Origin of the sequence: Victivallis sp. (genome assembly GCF_048170485.1) — a bacterium.
GTDB lineage: Bacteria > Verrucomicrobiota > Lentisphaeria > Victivallales > Victivallaceae > Victivallis.
On record NZ_DBEXAY010000164.1, the window covers coordinates 1 to 17,999 of the forward strand.

At 61.7% G+C, this 17,999-nt stretch carries 14 protein-coding genes, 2 tRNA genes and 1 pseudogene; 16 read left to right on the plus strand and 1 reads right to left on the minus strand.

Annotated features, from left to right (window positions below; translation table 11 throughout):
• From ACMLHG_RS08570 to ACMLHG_RS08645, 16 genes are all read left to right on the plus strand, one after another.
• The coding region (locus tag ACMLHG_RS08570) for a calcium-translocating P-type ATPase, PMCA-type (RefSeq protein ID WP_417170229.1) at positions 1-1,899 on the plus strand (1,899 nt) is incomplete at its 5' end.
• A 110-nt stretch (positions 1,900-2,009) separates the two neighbouring features.
• Positions 2,010-2,804, plus strand: a complete 795-nt coding sequence (cpaB, locus tag ACMLHG_RS08575) for a Flp pilus assembly protein CpaB (RefSeq protein WP_294433238.1) — start codon at positions 2,010-2,012, stop codon at positions 2,802-2,804.
• A 10-nt stretch (positions 2,805-2,814) separates the two neighbouring features.
• The gene (locus ACMLHG_RS08580) at positions 2,815-4,518 is read left to right on the plus strand and encodes an ATPase, T2SS/T4P/T4SS family (RefSeq protein ID WP_417170230.1); all 1,704 of its coding nucleotides are present in this window, start codon (positions 2,815-2,817) and stop codon (positions 4,516-4,518) included.
• A gap of 5 nt (positions 4,519-4,523) precedes the next feature.
• On the plus strand, positions 4,524-5,417 hold the full coding sequence (locus ACMLHG_RS08585; protein ID WP_295810651.1) for a type II secretion system F family protein: 894 nt from the start codon (positions 4,524-4,526) through the stop codon (positions 5,415-5,417).
• 10 nt (positions 5,418-5,427) lie between these two features.
• Positions 5,428-6,303 carry a type II secretion system F family protein gene (locus tag ACMLHG_RS08590; protein WP_417170231.1) on the plus strand — a complete coding sequence of 292 codons (876 nt, stop codon included), beginning with the start codon at positions 5,428-5,430 and terminating at the stop codon, positions 6,301-6,303.
• A 14-nt stretch (positions 6,304-6,317) separates the two neighbouring features.
• Positions 6,318-6,746 (plus strand): DUF192 domain-containing protein, encoded by a 429-nt coding sequence (locus ACMLHG_RS08595; RefSeq protein ID WP_294433243.1) that lies wholly within the window; start codon positions 6,318-6,320, stop codon positions 6,744-6,746.
• 32 nt (positions 6,747-6,778) lie between these two features.
• Positions 6,779-8,302 carry an FHA domain-containing protein gene (locus tag ACMLHG_RS08600; protein WP_417170232.1) on the plus strand — a complete coding sequence of 508 codons (1,524 nt, stop codon included), beginning with the start codon at positions 6,779-6,781 and terminating at the stop codon, positions 8,300-8,302.
• Positions 8,299-9,654 (plus strand): PEGA domain-containing protein, encoded by a 1,356-nt coding sequence (locus ACMLHG_RS08605; RefSeq protein WP_417170233.1) that lies wholly within the window; start codon positions 8,299-8,301, stop codon positions 9,652-9,654. The genes ACMLHG_RS08600 and ACMLHG_RS08605 overlap by 4 nt, the downstream gene beginning before the upstream one ends.
• Before the next feature lie 55 nt (positions 9,655-9,709).
• Positions 9,710-9,785, plus strand: a tRNA-Pro gene (locus ACMLHG_RS08610).
• Positions 9,786-10,705: 920 nt separating this feature from the next.
• On the plus strand, positions 10,706-12,190 hold the full coding sequence (gene thrC / locus ACMLHG_RS08615; protein WP_294437599.1) for a threonine synthase: 1,485 nt from the start codon (positions 10,706-10,708) through the stop codon (positions 12,188-12,190).
• A gap of 87 nt (positions 12,191-12,277) precedes the next feature.
• Positions 12,278-12,544, plus strand: a complete 267-nt coding sequence (locus ACMLHG_RS08620) for a YkgJ family cysteine cluster protein (protein ID WP_295810664.1) — start codon at positions 12,278-12,280, stop codon at positions 12,542-12,544.
• A gap of 156 nt (positions 12,545-12,700) precedes the next feature.
• Positions 12,701-14,242, plus strand: a complete 1,542-nt coding sequence (guaA, locus tag ACMLHG_RS08625; RefSeq protein ID WP_417170234.1) for a glutamine-hydrolyzing GMP synthase — start codon at positions 12,701-12,703, stop codon at positions 14,240-14,242.
• Positions 14,243-14,329: 87 nt separating this feature from the next.
• A complete protein-coding gene (locus tag ACMLHG_RS08630) occupies positions 14,330-14,908 on the plus strand; it encodes an RsmD family RNA methyltransferase (protein ID WP_417170235.1) in 579 nt (192 codons plus the stop codon).
• The gene (locus ACMLHG_RS08635) at positions 14,901-15,971 is read left to right on the plus strand and encodes a hypothetical protein (RefSeq protein WP_417170236.1); all 1,071 of its coding nucleotides are present in this window, start codon (positions 14,901-14,903) and stop codon (positions 15,969-15,971) included. Before ACMLHG_RS08630 ends, ACMLHG_RS08635 begins: the two co-directional genes overlap by 8 nt.
• A 13-nt stretch (positions 15,972-15,984) precedes the next feature.
• On the plus strand, positions 15,985-17,523 hold the full coding sequence (locus ACMLHG_RS08640; RefSeq protein WP_417170237.1) for a YifB family Mg chelatase-like AAA ATPase: 1,539 nt from the start codon (positions 15,985-15,987) through the stop codon (positions 17,521-17,523).
• Positions 17,524-17,615: 92 nt separating this feature from the next.
• Positions 17,616-17,694 (plus strand) — tRNA-Pro (locus ACMLHG_RS08645).
• Positions 17,695-17,759: 65 nt separating this feature from the next.
• Here ACMLHG_RS08645 and ACMLHG_RS08650 read toward each other — a convergent pair.
• Positions 17,760-17,999, minus strand: a pseudogene (locus ACMLHG_RS08650) (hypothetical protein); the annotation flags it as partial.

A 17,999-nucleotide genomic window follows, 5' to 3' on the forward strand; every position in this document is an offset into this window, starting at 1 on the left:
GGTCTCGGCGGCATCTGGCTGGGCGGTTGCTGGCCTGAGCCGATGATCGCCCGCGACGTGATGGCCAAACTGCTCGGATTCTTCATGATTGCGGTCACGTTGATCGTCGTGGCGGTGCCGGAAGGGCTGGCGATGAGCGTGACGCTGAGCCTCGCCTACAGCATGCGCCGGATGACCGCGTCAAACAATCTGGTGCGCAAGATGCACGCCTGCGAGACCATCGGGGCGGCGACGGTGATCTGCACCGACAAAACCGGAACGCTCACGATGAACCGGATGCGGGTCGACAGCATGCACTTTGCCGCGTTTCCGGAAGGAAGCGGCGCTCTGCTCGAAGAGAGCATTGCGGTCAACACCACCGGCAATCTGTCGATCGGGCCGGATGGCGAGGCGGAAGCGGTCGGCAATCCGACCGAAGGGGCGCTGCTGCTCTATCTGAACGGGAAGGGGCTGGATTTCCGGCAGCTGCGTTCCCGGTTCCAGCTCAAGGAGCAGCTGACCTTTTCGACCGAGCGCAAATTCATGGCGACCTACGGCCGTTCCGCCGTGGAGGATCGGATGATTCTCTACGTCAAGGGCGCGCCGGAAATTCTGATGAAACGGTGCTCCGCACGGCTCACCGCCTCCGGCGAGGAGCCGCTGACGCCGGAGCGGATTCGCGAACTGGAGGCGGAGCTGCGCTCCTGGCAGGCGCGCGGAATGCGTACGCTCGCGATCTGCTTCCGCCGGGCGGAGCTCGCGGAGGGCGCGGATCTTGCGGAAGAGGCGAAGGATCTTGTCTGGATGGGATTTGCGGCGATTTCCGACCCGGTCCGCCCGGAGGTGCCCCCGGCGGTGGCGTGCTGCCGCCGTGCGGGAATCCGGGTCAAGGTGGTGACCGGCGACAGTCCGGAAACGGCGCGGGAGATCGGCCGTCAGATCGGGCTGGCCGGAGAGGGCGATTTCGCCCCCGGGGAGATCATCACCGGGCGGGAATATGCGGCGCTCAGCGATGAGGAGGCCGTTGCGGCGGGCCAGCGTTTGAAGATCATGGCGCGCGCCCGGCCGGAGGACAAGCTCCGGCTGGTCCGTTCGCTGAAGCGTTCCGGCGAGGTGGTCGCGGTCACCGGCGACGGTACCAACGACGCGCCGGCCTTGAACAACGCCGACGTCGGAATCGCGATGGGCAAGACCGGGACGGCGATCGCCAAAGAGGCGGCGGCGATCATTCTGCTGGATGATTCGTTCGCCAGCGTGGTCAACGCGGTGCTCTGGGGGCGTTCACTGTACGCGAACATTCAGCGTTTCATCATCTTCCAGCTGACGATCAACGTGACGGCGCTGACGATTGCGGTGGTCGGTCCCTTCGTCGGGGTGGAACTGCCGCTGACGGTGATTCAGATGCTGTGGATCAACCTGATTATGGATACGTTTGCGGCGCTGGCGCTGGCGACGGAACCGCCGGACCCGTCGGTGATGGACCGGCCGCCGCGGCGGAGCAGTGATTTCATCGTGACGCCGGGGATGGCGCGCTGGATCTTCGGCACCGGGATCGTGCTGGTGATCTTCTTCCTCTGGGCACTGCTGCGGATGGAGGGGCACACGGGAGCTCTGGTGCTGCGGGAGCAGACACTGTTCTTCTCGGTCTTCGTGATGATTCAGTTCTGGAACCTCTTCAACGTGCGGGCCTATGGTTCGGGGCAGGGATTCTTTGCCCGTTTCCGCGGGAACGGCATGTTCTACGCGATTGCCGGGGCCATTCTGGTCGGCCAGATCGTGATCGTGAGTTTCGGCGGCAAAGCCTTCCGGGTGACGCCGCTCGGCTGGCTCGACTGGGTGTGGATCGTGGTGGGCTGTTCGCTGATCTTCTGGGCCGGAGAGGGAATCCGGGCGGCGGCCAGGCTGCTGCATCGCCGGTAACTGCCTGGATATGGTGAAAACAGGGGGATCTCGATCCCCCGCTCTGGACTTTTTGTCCGGATGGGTATATATTGGCGAAGAGGACAGGCGGACTCGAATCGGGAGAGAATATGCGGCAGAAGTTGTTGTTGCTGGGGGCGGTTGTTTTCGGCCTGCTCGCTTTTGTGCTGACCTATCGCCAGCTGGAGGCGGAGAAACGGCGGATTCTGGGGGATTCCGAAACGGTTGTGTTGATCCGGATCACCCGCAACATGGTGGAGAACGAGGAGATCCGCGAGACGGACGTCGCCCGCCATCCGGTGCAGCGCCGCCGGGAGGCGCGCGGTTTCAGCCGGGAGATTCCGTGGAGTGAGGTCTCCCGGGTGATCGGCCGCCGGCTGGAGACCTCGATGAGCGCCAACCAGATTCTGCTGAGCACTGACCTCAAGCCGATGAGCCGCCGGCAGGGATTTACCGGTGTGATTCAGTCCGGCTGGCGGGCGGTTTCGATCCCGGTCGACCCGATCTCCTCGGTGAACTATCTGATTCAGCCCGGCGACAATGTCGATGTGATCGGCACCTTCCGTTTCCCCGACGTGCGAGGGGATGCCGCGCTGGATACGGTCACGCTGACCATTCTGCAGGATGTGAAGGTTCTGGCGGTGGGGAACCGCTGGGGGGCGTCGGCGTTCGACCCGGCCGCGGCCGGGCGCAGTTACGGCACCGTGACATTGCAGCTCTTCCCCGAGGAGGTGGAGATGATCGTCTTCGCCGCGCAGAAGGGGCGGCTGACCCTCTCGCTGCGGAACTTTGAAGATGAACGCATTGAACGCTCGATCGAATCGCGCAGTGTGAATTTCAAACTGCTGGAGAAGGAGATACCCGGCTACAACCGCCGCCGGGAGGAGCGCCGGAAACTGCAGTAGGGAGGCCGGAATGCTGGAGATCGTCATTCATCAACCGGGGAGCGCCGATGGTGTGGCGAAGCTGGAGAACGGGGCGTACCTGATCGGCTCCGGTCCGGAGTGCCACATCCGGATCAACCGGCCGGAGGTTTCCAGCCGTCACGCCCAGATGATCGTGCACGACAACCGGATGACGGTGATGGATCTCGGCAGCAGGAACGGCACTTTTTCCGGTGAAGGGGTGAGCTTTTACCCCAACGAACCCTACGACGTCCCCGTCGGCACGGTGATCCGGGTGGGGCGGGCGGAACTTCTGGTGCGTACCGCCGCAGACCGGAAACCGGCGCCGCCGCCTGCCGGAAGGGAAGCCGCGGCGGAAGAGAAGCTCTCTCTGCCGGGGGAGGGGGAAAAGGAGCCGATTCCGCTGTTGAAGGTCACCGGCGTGCCGGAGCGCTACCGGGCTGCCATCCGGGAGATCAAGCGGCAGGCCCACCGCGAACTGCTGACCCGGCTCAACCTCAAGAAACTGGCGGTTTCCGGCGTATCGCAGGAGGAGCTGACGCGCCAGGCGGGGGCGATGATCCGGGAGATTCTTTCGCAACTTACCGTGCCGCTGCCGCCGGAACTGCCGCTTGCGGTGCTGGAGAAGGAGCTGATCCAGGAGGCGATCGGCCTCGGACCGCTCGAATATCTGCTCGAGCGCGACGATATTACCGAGATCATGGTCAACGGCCCCGATCAGGTCTACGTCGAACGCGGCGGCGTCCTCTACCGGACCGACACCGCGTTTGCCGACAACAACCAGGTGCTTGCCGCGATTGAGCGGATTGTCTCCCCGCTGGGGCGGCGGATTGACGAAAGTTCGCCGATGGTGGATGCCCGTCTGCCGGACGGGTCGCGGGTCAATGCGATCATACCGCCGCTGTCGCTCACCGGGCCGACGGTGACGATCCGGAAATTTTCGAAGAAGCCGTTCACCGCCGCCGATCTCATCCGGTTCGGTTCGGTCTCCCCGGACATCATCCGGTTTCTGGCCGTCTGCGTGGCGGTGCGCAAGAATATTCTGATCTCCGGCGGCACCGGGTCGGGCAAGACGACCCTGCTCAATGTGCTGAGCTCCTTTCTGCCGAACCGCGAGCGGATTGTCACGATCGAGGACGCCGCCGAACTGCAACTGCATCAGGAGCATCTGGTGCGGCTGGAGTCGCGGCCGCCGAATGTGGAGGGGAAGGGGGCGGTGACGATTCGCGACCTGGTGCGCAACGCACTGCGGATGCGTCCGGACCGGATTGTGGTCGGCGAATGCCGCGGCGGCGAGGCGCTGGACATGCTTCAGGCGATGAACACCGGCCACGACGGCAGTCTGACCACGATCCACGCGAACAGTCCGCGGGATGCGCTTTCGCGCCTGGAGACGCTGGTGCTGATGGCCGGCTTCGACCTGCCGCTCCGGGCGATTCGCGAGCAGATCGCTTCGGCGATCCACATCGTTGTGCAGATCAGCCGCGAGCGGGACGGCAGCCGGAAGATCGTCAACGTGAGCGAGATCACCAAGATGGAGGGGGATGTCATCACGATGCAGGATCTCTTCGTATTCCGGCAGACCGGCTACGATGCCGAGAACCGGATGATCGGCGTGTTTGAGCCGACCGGCGGGGTGCCGACGTTTCTGGAGGAGATTTCGCGCGCGAAGCTCGACCTGGATATCCGCATGTTCAACCGGAAGGAGAGGTGAGCGAGGTGGAGTTCGTTCTCAACAGTTCTTTCTGGCCGGGCATCTGCGCATTTTTCTGCGTGCTCTGCGCGGCGCTGGTGCTGATTGACTCCGGGCTGTACATCGCCGGCCGCTATCGGGAGCGCTACCTGCGCGAGGCGACGACCGGTCTCGATGATGTGCTCATCCAGATGCCGCCCGGGCGGGTGTTCGATCTCGGGCTGGCGCTGAGTGCGGCCGGCGGCTGTGCGGTGGTGCTGCTCTTCGCCGCCGGGCTGGAGGATACGCCGTGGCAGTGGGGGCTGCTGATCGGCGCGGCGGTGGCGCTGGCGCTCTTCCCGGTGCCGCTTCTGGTGCTCCGTTTTCTGAAGCGCCGCCGGCTGGACCGCTTCAACATCCAGCTGGAGGACGCGCTCGGAATGATTTCCAGTTCACTGAAGGCGGGATTCAGCATCAACCAGGCGCTCGAAGAGGTGGCGGAGCTGGACATCCGGCCGGTGTCGGTGGAGTTCCGGCTGCTGACGCAGGAGATCCGGCTCGGCGTGCCGCTGGAGCAGGCGCTGGAGAATATGAACCGCCGGCTGGAGTCGGATGATTTTGCGCTGGTGGCGACCGCCATCCTCACGGCGCGCCAGACCGGCGGCGAACTCACCGCCACGCTGGAACGGGTGGCATCGCTGATCCGGGAACGGGTCCGCATTTCGAACAAGGTGCGGGCGCTGACGGCGATGGGGCGGATGCAGGCGCTGCTGATCGGGTTGATGCCGCCGGCGCTCTTCCTCGGGATGTACCACATCAACCCGGTGATGATGCGTTCGTTTCTGCACAGTCCGCTCGGGATCATCGGGATCATCCTGATGGTGCTGCTCGACATCGCCGGTTACTGGATGATCCGTAAAATTGTTTCGATCGAGGTATGAGGAGGGCGGAATGGGCAGTCTGATCGATTTCATCGCCGCCGGGTGTGCCGGAATTGCCGCCGGATGTCTGATGCTGTTCTGCTGCCGGGCGCTGGCCGGGGTGGAGCTGCGCCGGAGCGACGCCTTTCCCCGGTACGTGCCGTTGCTGTTGCGGCTGGCGGTGCCGTTTCTGCCGCTCACGCGCCGGGCGGCGTCGGCGCCGCTCTTTGCCGGCTGGCGCGACATTCTGGCGCCGCGGTTGTGGATGGCGGGGTACGGAGAGCTGTTCAGCCCGGAGGATTTCGTCGGTTTCAAACTGCTCTTCTGGGGGGGCGGATTTCTCTGGCTGGTGCTGGGGGCCTGTTCGGGTCATATCCTTCTCTGCACGGTTCTGGCCGGATTGTTCGCGGTCTATCCCGGGATGATGCTCAATGCGGCGATCCGGCGGCGGCATCTGGCGATCATGAAGGCGCTGCCCAACGTGCTCGATCTGCTGACGCTTTCGGTGGAGTCGGGGCGGGATCTCATGTCGGCGTTGCGCGACATTCTGGCCCGCCGCAAGCCGGATGAACTCGGCGAGGAGCTGACCCGGGCGTTTCAGGAGATTCAGCTCGGGCGCAAGCGCACCGAGGCATTGCGCGACCTCGCCCAGCGGGTGCGGCAGCCGGACCTGACCGCGACGGTCAATGCGATCATTCAGGCGGAGGAGCTCGGGGTGAGCATCGCCCAGCTGCTCCGCATTCAGGGCGATGTTCAGCGCGGCAAACGGTTCATGCTGGCGGAGAAGCGGGCCAACGAAGCGTCGGTGAAGATCATTATTCCGATCGTGCTGTTCATTCTTCCGGCGGTGTTCATCATGCTGCTCGGCCCGCTGGTCAATCAAGTGATGAGACTTTTTGCGAGATGAGGTGACGGGGCGCGATGATTTACAATATCAACCGACGGAAATATCTTGCCCGGCATCCCCGCTGGGCGGTGAGCTGGTTTGACCGGCTGCGCGGCATGATCGGGCGCCGTTTTGTCACGGGGGAGTTCGACGCGATGGTGTTCGAGCGGTGCGGCTCGGTGCACAGCTGCTGGATGTCGATTCCGCTGGATCTGATTTTCCTGGATGCCGACCGGCGCGTGGTGGCGGTGCGGAGCGATTTCCGCCCGTGGCGCTGGCCCGTCGCCTGCCGCCGGGCGGTGACGGTGGTGGAGCTGCCGGCCGGAGTGATCGTCGCCACCCGGACCCGGGTGGGGGACCGGTTGAATTTAAATTCCACTTTGGATGGCGGAGCGATTGAAAAACTCCAGGAGAAGAGTATGTTAAAAGCAGAAATTTCACCCTGTTCCAACGGCGCGGAGTGACGCCGGCCGGGACAGGTCCTGCGGGGGGATGGATGAAGATATTTTTTGTCAACGGTGTGCGAAGCGGCGATGAAGTGGAGTTCGCCCTGCCGGAGATCACCATTGGCCGGGATGACGGCAATATTCTGCGGATTCCGACCGAGGCGGTCTCCCGCTATCATGCCCGGCTCAAGCAGAATGAATCCGGAGTCTGGACGATTTGCGATCAGGGCAGCACCAACGGGGTGAAGCTCAACCGGGTGCGCATCGGCGGGGAACGGGAGCTTGCCGAAGGCGACCTCATTGAGATCGGCGATCAGATGATCCGGGTGACCGGGCTCAACGCGGAACCGCCGAAGGTGATATTCAATCCGATTCCCTCGTTTTCTCCCTTCCGGGGGGAAGGGGAGCGCGGGCTGGAGCCGGCGGCGGCACCCGGAACCGCGGTGGAGGAGCATGGTGCAGCTTCCGCCGGAGCGTCTTCCGCTGCCGCGTCGCCGGAACCCCGGACTTCGGAAGAGCCGGGCGGTGAAAGTGGCTCCGGGAACAAGCCGGATCTCGCCGCTCTGCTGGTCGGGCGGGCCGGGGGATTGTTCGACCGGACCCGGCGCGCGGCTCAGACTGCGGGGAGCGCGGAAGCGGGAACGAAAACGGAACCGGAGGCGCCTGCCGCCGCACCGGCGCGCCGCCGGATTTCCAACCTGACCTTTTACACGGTGATCGGCGTGGTCGCCGTCGTGGTGATCACCAGCGTGCTGCGCTGGATGGAGCCGGGGCAGACGCGGCCGGTGGCGAAGGCGGCGGAGCCGCCGCTTACCGTCTTCTTTGAGAAGGAGATCAAAGCGCCTGACAACGTGTTCCGCTTTGCGATGCTGCTGGAAGGGGAAAAGGTGACCTTCACGCTCGACGATCTCAAATCGCAGCGCCACTATCGCAGAACGTTTGAGAAACTCAATTCCGGCGCGGTATCGATTCTGCGCAGCCGGATTCGCTCTTCGGGAATCCGGGCGATGGTTCCGCCTTCGGCGCCGCGGACGAAGGAGCTGATCTCCCGGCATCTGGTGATTGCGGAGAAGCCGGATCTTCTGGAGTTCCGCCTGGCGGGGCGCTATGTGCCGACGGAGTTTGAGGCGGTCGAACAGGCGATTGATGATTTTGCGGAGAGCTACGGATTGCAGACGATCTCGCTTACGCCGGAGGAACTGCGCAATCAGGCGGCGGCCAGCTTCGCCAAGGCGGAGGATCTCTTTTCCAACCGTGAGGCGCGCCCGACCAATCTGCGCGATGCGATCGACCGCTACCGGCAGGTGGTGAACTATCTGGAACAGTTCTCGCCGCATCCGCCCCTGTGGGATCGTGCCCGGCGGCGGCTGGAGGAGGCGGAGGCGTTGCGCAAACGCAAGCTGGACAATCTGGAGTATGAGCGGGTTCGGCTTGGCGGCATCCGGGATTTTCAGCGGATGCGCCAGGTTTTTATCGAGGTGATGGAGCTGGCCGACCAGGAGTCGCCCGAGTTTGACATCGCCCGTCAGCGTCTGTTCAAGCTGGACAATTATCTCGGGAAGATGAAGCGATGAAAAAGATTTCCAGAACTGCCGTCGTAGGTCTGGTGATTCTGCTGGTGCTGCTGGGCGCGGGAGTCATCGGTTTTCTGTCGGGGGCGTTTCGTCCGAAGGCGCAGCCGGTGGCGCGGCTGCGGATTGTGGGGCCGCCCGGATTGCGGATTTCATCCGGCAGTCAGGTATTCAGCAAACCGCCGTTTCAGTTGCAGGTAAAACCGGGCGTCTATATTTTCAAGTATTCCGCGCCGGGTTGCCGGGAGCAGTGGGAAAAGGTGGAGCTTGAGGCGGGCGAGTTCAAGCGGATTGAACTGGATCTGGCGCCGGTGACGGCCTCCGTTCTGATCAACACCCGGCCGGTCGGGGCGGAACTGGTGGTCAACGGGCAGGTGGTCGGTGCGACGCCGCTGGTGCTCGAAGAGGTGCACATGGGGAGCTATTCCGGCTATCTCCGCATGCCCGGCTATGCCCGGCGGACGGTGGAGTGGAGTGTGGAAGATGAGCGGCCGAAACAGATCCTGATCGATCTGGATGAAAATGTCGGAACCGTCGCATTCAACAGCCGTCCGCAGGGGGCGCAGCTGTCGATTGCCGGCCGGGTGGTGGGCGTCACGCCCTACAAGGGGGAGCTGAACGAAGGGAAGTACCTGATCCGTCTGGAGCGGAACGGATACGTGCCGCTGGAGCAGACGGTAACCTTGAGCCGCGGCCAGCGGCTGGTGCGGGAGTTCGTGCTCAGTGCGCGGCCGGGTGGCGTCAAGGTGGAGTCGGATCCGGCGGGGGCGGAGGTTTTCGTGAACGAGACCAAGCGTGGAATCACGCCGTGCACGCTCGGGGATCTCTCTCCGGCGGTCTACACGGTTCGCGTGGTCAAGGCGGGATATGAGCCGATGGAGAAGACGGTGGAAATCGTCTCCGGCTTTCAGGATGAGCTGGCGTTCAAACTGCTCAAGAGCACCGGAATTCTGGAGTTGACGGTGCGTCCGGCGGGGGTGACGGTATCGGTGGATGGCCGGATTGTAGGGCACACGGAGTCGGACGGGGTGAGTGCGACGGGGACAGTGCCGATTGTGGTGCGTGAGCTGTCGCCGGGCTTCCACGAGGTGACGGTATCGCATCCGCGGTCCAATCCGGAAAGCCGCACGATAACGGTGCGTCTGGAGAAGGGCAAGGTGTGCCGTCCGAAAGCGATTGACGTATGGATTGCAAACTGTGAAATCCGTTACAAGACTGGAACGGTGGAGCTCGGGGCGCTGTACGAGGAGAGTGCGAAGGGGATTCTTTTCGGACCGGAACCCGGTGTAAAGATCGCGATAGACCGGGAAAAACTGGAATATGTCCGGAAGATCAATCCGGAAACCGGAGAATAATCATCAACGGGCTTGAATATCGGCCGAGGGTGAGTTATTTTAAGCAATTCGCACACGGGGCGTAGCGCAGTGGCTAGCGCGTCTGCTTTGGGAGCAGAAAGTCGCGGGTTCGACCCCCGCCGCCCCGACCATTTTGAAAATTCTCCGCCGACCGGACCTCTGGTCGGCTTTTTCGTTTTTGGGGCTGATTTTGAGGTGGAATTGGTCCATTTGCAGCGCCGGAGAGAATCCACTGTTTTCGCATTCCCCTCTGTGTTTTCGATGATCTCCCGACAAATTCTCCGGAGAGCAGAGGTCGCAGGCTTTTCGATTGGAGAAGCAAAAGTCGGGGAAACACACAGAAAAATCCGACCTCTTGATTTTGGGAATTGAAAAACGAGATTCTCCGCTTGCGGAAAAATATATTGTAATAGATTCATTATCAAGCCATTAATCAAAAAGCCTGCGGGGGTAGAGGTCGGAAGTTTTAGTTGTAACAACCCTACCATTTTCAAGGTTAAACTCTGGAGAAAATGGCCGTTTTTTCGATTTTTCCGAAATTTCCGGACAATGGTCGTTCCCCCATTTGACAAACTGCCGACCTCTTGCCGTTTATCTTTGAGTCCTTGTAATCGGCAAGCAATGGGATATAGTAACTCAAAGAAGGCTGTTACACCAATCTTTCAATAAAATGTTGTCCAAGCGGGGGGAGAAGCGCAACGCATAGGAAGAAAGCAATAGCGGACTTTCGAAGAAGCTTATTGGATAACTTTCAATCGGCAAGCCGTGAGATATCATAATTCAAAGGCCTTTACCCCAATTTTGCCATAAAAAATCGTCCAACTATGGGGGCGAAACGTAAAGTTTCTTCTGCTCCGGGGCAGGGGAGGCGGACGCCATCCCGGGCAGGTTTGTCTGACGGAAAATCTTTCCCGGTGTAATGTGCCGTGCCGGGATGGTGGGCTTCGGAGGCTTCTCCTTCTGCGCAGGTGGAAAAAAACGGCGTGGCGGTGTACATTATGTGAACGATGAATCGATAACCCCTTTAGAGGAACGGATGGAGCATCGCATCATGCATTTCACCAGCACCAGAAGCCGGCAAGACGTCACCTCCGCTCAGGCGATCGCCCGAGGACTCGCCGAGGATGGCGGACTCTTTATCCCATGTGAATTCCCGAAAATTTCCGCAGAGCAGATCGACCGGATGGTCGGAATGGACTACAAGGCGCGCGCCCGCGAAGTGCTCGCCCTCTACCTGACCGATTTCTCCGCCGACGAAATCGCCCGCAGCGTCGACGCTGCCTATACCGGCACGTTCGACCAGGAAAATCCGGCGCCGCTGGTCGAGCTTGCTCCCGGACTCAACATTCTCGAACTGTGGCACGGGCCGACCTGCGCGTTCAAGGATATGGCGTTGCAGCTTCTGCCGCATTTGCTGACGATCTCCGCCCGGAAAGCCGCTCCGGGGCGCACCATGGTCATTCTCACCGCGACCTCCGGCGATACCGGCAAGGCGGCTCTCGACGGTTTCGCCGACGTGCCCGGCACCAGAATCATCGTCTTCTATCCGCAGAACGGCGTGAGCGCCATGCAGAAACTTCAGATGGTCACGCAGAAGGGCGACAATGTCGCGGTCTGTGCGATTGAAGGCAATTTCGACGACGCTCAGAACGGCGTCAAGAAGATCTTCGCCGACCGGGAGATGAAGGAGTATCTGAATGCGCGCAATATGGAGTTTTCTTCGGCGAATTCGATCAACTTCGGGCGACTGGTGCCGCAGATTGTCTACTATGTTTCGGCCTATTGTGATCTGATCCGGCTGGGCAGACTTCGCCGGGGCGAGTCGTTCAACGTCGCGGTTCCCACCGGGAACTTCGGCAACATTCTCGCCGCCGTCTACGCCCGTGAAATGGGGATTCCCATCGCCCGGCTGATCTGCGCTTCCAACCGGAACAACGTGCTGACCGATTTCATCCGCACCGGCGTCTACGACCGCAACCGCCCGTTCTATACAACAACCAGCCCGTCGATGGATATTCTCATCTCTTCCAATCTGGAGCGGATGCTCTCATTGCTGTACAACGGCGATACTGCCGCCGTCGCCGGATTGATGGAGCAGCTCGCGCGGACGGGCCGCTATTCCATTGCGCCGGAGGTGCGCGAAAAACTTCAGGCGGAGTTCTACGGCGGCTTCTGCGATGATGCGGGCACCGCCGAAACCATCGGCGCGACCTTCCGGAACCATCGCTATCTTTGCGACCCGCATACCGCGGTGGCGCTCAATGTGTATGAACAGTACCGGCGCGAAACCGGCGACGACACCCCGTGCGTTCTGGCCTCCACCGCTTCGCCGTTCAAATTTGCGGCGGCGGTGCTGCCGGCGATTCAGTCGGGCAAACTGCCCGCCGATGAGTTCGGCATGGTGGCGAAACTTGCCGAGGTGAGCGGGATTCCGGTGCCGAAACCGCTGGCCGGTCTGAAGGATCTTCCGGTGCTTCATACCGGTTGCGTCACCAAGGAGAAGATGAACCAGTTCATCCGGGATTTCCTCGGCTGAAGGCGCGCAGCGGCGGGGCGCCGGGGGGCTGTGCTCTTTGCCGGCGCCCCGGCTGTCGGAATTCATTCGCGGAGAGACGCTGTGAAAATGGGTTCAATCTGTCGTCCCGGGTGCGGCGCCTGCTGCATTGCCCCTTCGATTTCGTCACCGATTCCGGGGATGCCGGCGGGGAAACCGGCCGGGGTTCCGTGTGTGAATCTGGATTCGGAGTTCCGCTGCCGGATTTTCGGAGCGCCGGAACGGCCGGCGGTGTGCAGTTCTCTGCAGCCGTCTCCGGATATGTGCGGTTCCTGCCGGGAGGAGGCGCTTGCCAATCTGATGGAGCTGGAACGGTTGACGGCGCCGCAGAGGTGAGTGTTTGCTGGAGGGCCGGTGGTGGTCCCCTTGCCGGGGAAACGGGCTGTTTTCACCAAAAAAACAAACTTCGATAAAATCCGCGACTTTAAAACTCTCCGATTCCGTGCTATATTAAGAGATGACAGCATTTCAACCATTCACCAAGAGCGTCAAATGAGTGAAACCATTGTTGTATTGGACTTCGGGTCACAATACAGCCAGCTGATCGCCCGGCGTATCCGGGAGTGTCACGTCTACAGCAAAATCATGCCTTATTCCACTCCTGCGGCGAAAATCCGCGAGGAGAATCCGCGGGGGATCATCCTCTCCGGCGGACCGTCGAGTGTCTATGCCGAACACGCTCCGAAATGTGATCCGGCCATTTTTGAGCTGGGAATTCCGGTTCTCGGCATCTGCTACGGTCTTCAGCTGATGATCCACACCCTCGGGGGCGAGATTACCCGCGGCAAGGCTCGCGAGTACGGCAAGGCCATGTTGAAGATCGCCGGAGAAAGCGATCTTTTTCAGGGACTTTCCGGCGAGATTCAGGTCTGGATGTCGCACGGCGACAAGGTGACCCGCATGCCGGAAGGGGGCTTTGAAATTCTCGGTTCCAGCGGCAACACCGAATATTGCGCGGTCCGCATGGGCGGCCGCAGTCTCTACGGCATTCAGTTCCACCCGGAGGTGGTCCACACCCCGCAGGGCAGTACGATTCTGCGCAACTTCTGCCGGAACATCTGCGGTTGCTCCGGCGACTGGACGATGGAGTCCTTCATCGAACAGTCGGTGCGGGAGATCCGGGCGAAGGTCGGCAGCTCCAACGTGATCCTCGGCCTCTCCGGCGGCGTCGACTCCTCAGTTGCCGCGGCGCTGATCCACAAGGCGATCGGCCGTCAGCTCAACTGCATTTTCGTCAACAACGGGCTGCTCCGCAAAAGCGAGGCGGAGCGGGTGCAGGATCTTTTCGGCCGCAACTTCGCCATGAAACTGATCTACATCGACGCCACCGACCGCTTCCTCGACAAGCTCGCCGGAGTGGATGAGCCGGAGAAGAAGCGCAAGATCATCGGCAACGAGTTTGTCAAGGTGTTCGACGACGCTTCCGCGAAGATTGAAAATGCGGAATTTCTTGCGCAGGGAACCACCTATCCGGATGTGATCGAGAGCGTTCCGATCGACGGAAACCCGGCGGCGATGATCAAGAGCCATCACAATGTGGGCGGCCTGCCCAAAGAGATGAAGTTCAAACTGCTCGAGCCGCTCAGCCGCCTTTTCAAGGACGAGGTGCGCGAGGTCGGCCGCCAGCTCGGACTTCCGGAAGATGTCGTCATGCGCCAGCCGTTCCCCGGCCCCGGTCTTGCGGTGCGTCACGTAGGGGCGGTCACCCGCCGGACGCTGGACATTCTGCGGGACGCCGACGAGATTGTCGTGGACGAGATCAAGAAGGCGGGGTTGTATTACCGCATCTGGCAGACTTTCGCGGTCTTTCTGCCGATCCGCAGCGTCGGCGTGATGGGGGACGAACGGACCTACGACCATGTCATCGCATTGCGCGCGGTGGAGAGTACCGATGGTATGACCGCCGACTGGGTCCAGCTTCCTTATGATCTGCTCGGCAGGATCTCCACCCGCATCATCAATGAGGTCAACGGCGTCAACCGCGTCGTCTACGATATTACCAGCAAACCGCCGGGCACCATCGAGTGGGAATAATCCGCCGGAACGTGCGGTTCCGCTTGGCCGGAACCGCATCTCGGGCGGAGTGTTCCCTGGATTCGCACCAGAACCAGGAGTTTCGTCATGCAGATCATTGCCGGCAAAGCACGCAGCATCGAGCTGAACGTTCCGCCGGGCATGGGAGTGCGGCCGACGGCCGGACGCTCCCGCAAGGCGCTGTTCGACAGCATCGGCGGGGCGTTGCCGGGGAGTTGTGTGCTCGATCTCTTCGCCGGCTCCGGCGCTCTGGCGCTGGAAGCGGCCAGCCGGGGGGCGGCTGCCTTGTGGCTGGTGGAATCCAATCCGCGCCATGCGGCGGTCATTGAGGAGAACATTCGCAAGGTCCGCCGCGCCGGAGTGGAGGCGCCGATCGAACTGCTCCGCGCTTCGGTGCTCGACACCGCGGTCTGGGTGCGCCGGATTGTGCCTGCACCGGATTTCATCTTTGCGGATCCTCCTTATGCGGAGTCGGTGGAATTTTTCCGGCAGCTCACCGCGGATGCACGCTTTACGGAAGCGTTTGCGGGAGCCCGGCTGATCTGGGAGATTCCGGATACTCCGGGGGCGGTCGGGAATTTTCTCTCTTCATCCGGAGTGACGTCGCTTCAGGTGCGCCGTTTCGGCGGAAGCGATTTTCTGCTCGGAGAGCTCTGCCATGCCTGAACCCGCAGACTGGACGTGGGAGTTCGCTACGGCGGCGACCGCCGCCGAACTGGGGACACATCCGGAGCTTCTGCTGAAAACGGCAACTCCGGTCAAAGCCAATCCGGTGCGGAAGGTATTCCGCACGAAAGAGTTCTATTTGAAGTTCGATTGCCGCCCGGGGAACCGGCTGGCGCGGGAGTGGCGCAGCGCCGCACTGCTCGCCGCCCGGCATATCCCGATGGTGGAGCACTTAGCTTGGGGGCGCTCTTCGCAGGGGGAACTTCTGATTACCCGCGCGCTGCCGGATGCGGAGCAGGCGGGAACCTATTTTTTCCGCCAATGCCTGCGGAACGGTGTTCCGGCGGAGGTGTTTGCCGAAGCGCTTGCCGAGTTTGCACGGCAGATCATCGGTTCCGGCCTGTTCCATCCGGACTTTCACTGCGGCAACGTGCTCTATCTGCCGGAGCGGAACCAATTTGCGCTGGTCGATGTCTACGGCGTGCGGCGTGCCACCATGTTCGATCATTTCCGATACTACCGGATGGAGCGGATTCTCATGGAACTGCGCGAAGCATTCGATCGCGCCCATCTGTTGCGTCTGCTCGCCATCGAGGGGGTGTCTGCGCCGGAATCTTTCTACCGCAAGATGTTGCATCGCGAAGCGCGCCATCTCTTTCACGAGTGGCCGAAGCGGCGGCGGCAGATTCTGGCCGGATATCCGAAATTCACCCGTGCGGAGGAATCACTGCTTCGTGTGGTCGATCCGGCGGGGGAGGTCAGCGACGTTTCGACCGCAGAACCGGTTGCGGGGGATTCCGGCGAGTTGGAACGGCTTCTGCTCGCCCATTTCTTTCTTCAACTGGCGTGCATTCCGCATCGGCGGGTGGTTCTGCTGGACCGTGCGGAGAATCTGCTGTACCGGGAGGCACGTCCGGCCGGCAGTTCTGCTCCGGTTCCCGTCGGTGACTGGCCGGAGCGGCTGGCGGCGTACGGTCTGGAGTTCCGCCCGGAAGAGTGGGGTTTTGACCGTTTCGGGCGGCCGGAACTTCAGAATTTTCAACAGGTGACAGCTCTGGTTTGAGGGGAGGGCGAACATGCTGGCAAAAACCTTTTCCGCCGCGGTGATCGGCATTGATGCTTATCCGGTTGAGATTGAAGTGAATGTGACCGGAGCCGGGGCGAATGTGCCGGAGAGTATGGTTTCGATTGTCGGTCTGCCGGATGCGGCGGTCAAGGAGAGCCGGGACCGGGTCCGTTCGGCGATTTTGAGCAGCGGAATGGTGCCGCCCCGCGGTTCGACGGTGGTCAACCTCGCGCCCGCAGATCTGCGCAAGGAGGGGGCGGCGTTCGATCTGGGAATCGCACTCGGCATGCTCGCCGCTTCCGGAAGCATTCCGAAAGAGCCGCTGGCCGTGGCGGCGGTGCTGGGGGAGCTGGCGCTCGACGGCACGGTCCGGCCGGTGCGCGGCGCGCTGCCCATTGCGGCGCGGCTGGCGGAGAACGGCGGCCTTGAGGCTCTGCTGGTTCCGGCGGCCAACGCGGAGGAGGCGGCGCTGGGGGCAGGGGAGAGTCTGCCGGTGTACCCGGTGGCAAATCTGCGCGATGCGATCGACCAGATCAGCCGGGGGTACGGTCAGCCCTGTCGCGCGAGCATCGCGGAGTACCAGGCCGGATTGCAGGAGAACATTCCTGACTTCGCCGATGTGAAAGGGCAGAAGATGGCGCGGCGGGCGCTGGAAATCGCCGCCGCGGGCGGACATAACTGTCTGATGATCGGGCCGCCGGGCACCGGCAAATCGATGCTGGCAATGCGCCTGCCGGGAATCCTGCCGCCGATGAACCGGGCGGAGACGCTGGAGACCAGCCGGATTCACAGCGTGCTCGGCCTGTTAAGTTCGGGGCAGCCGTTACTGAACCGACGTCCGTTCCGGGCACCGCACCATACGATCAGCGATGTGGGGCTGATTGGCGGCGGGCGCGATCCGCATCCGGGGGAGATCAGTCTGGCGCACAACGGCGTGCTGTTTCTCGACGAGCTGCCGGAGTTCAAGCGCAATGTGCTGGAGGTGTTGCGACAGCCGCTGGAAAACGGCTGGATCACGGTGAGCCGGGCCTCGGGGAACTGTACGTTTCCGGCGCGGTTCATCCTTTGCGCGGCGATGAATCCGTGTCCGTGCGGGCGCGGAGAGTACGAGCTTGGCTGTACCTGCCGCCCGGAGGAGAAGCGGCGTTACCGCAAGAAAATTTCGGGGCCGCTGCTGGATCGGATCGATCTGCAGGTGGAGGTGCGCCAGCTTTCGGAAGCGGAACTGCTGGCGGCGCCGGACGGGGAATCGAGCGCGGTAATCCGGGAACGGGTGATTGCGGCGCGCCGTCTTCAGGAGGAGCGGCTGGGCCGGCGCAAACTTTACTGCAATGCGCAATTGACCAGTCGGGATCTGCAGGAGTTCTGCCGGCTGTCGTCGGGGGGACAGATGCTGATGCGTCAGGCGATTGCGCGGTTCAAGTTAAGTCCCCGCGCGTACGACCGGATTTTGAAAGTGGCGCGGACGATTGCGGACCTGGCGGGCAGTGCCTCGCTTCAGGAGGAGCACATTTTTGAAGCGATCAACTACCGTCGCGGGGAAGATTAACTGCGAAAAAAATGTTTTTTCTGCGAAGCGTTGCTTGTATTCGCCTTAAATTCATGTATATTAAATGATGCAGTTGCTTGAGTGACTGAAGTCGGGATATAGCGCAGCCTGGTCTAGCGCGTTTGACTGGGGGTCAAAAGGTCGAGAGTTCAAATCTCTCTATCCCGACCATTTTTATGCCGAAATTTCGGGAATCTGAGCTCAAACTCGGGTTCCCGTTCTTTTTTGTCCGTCGATTATGCAAAAGCCAGATGCGAGAAGGAAAAACCTTTTGAGGAAAAGTTCTTTCCTTCTCGCGCTCTTCCTTTTCCAAACCTTTTTGAACCGCCTTGATTCAATTGGTCTCCCAATTGAATCAAGGCAAGCTTGAAAAATCGGTACAAAAACAGGGCGAATGCCCGCATCATTTTCCGGTTATTGAATCCGGCCGCAGCAAATATCACATTCAGCTCATCCCCCAGGCTGCCGCGCAGTTG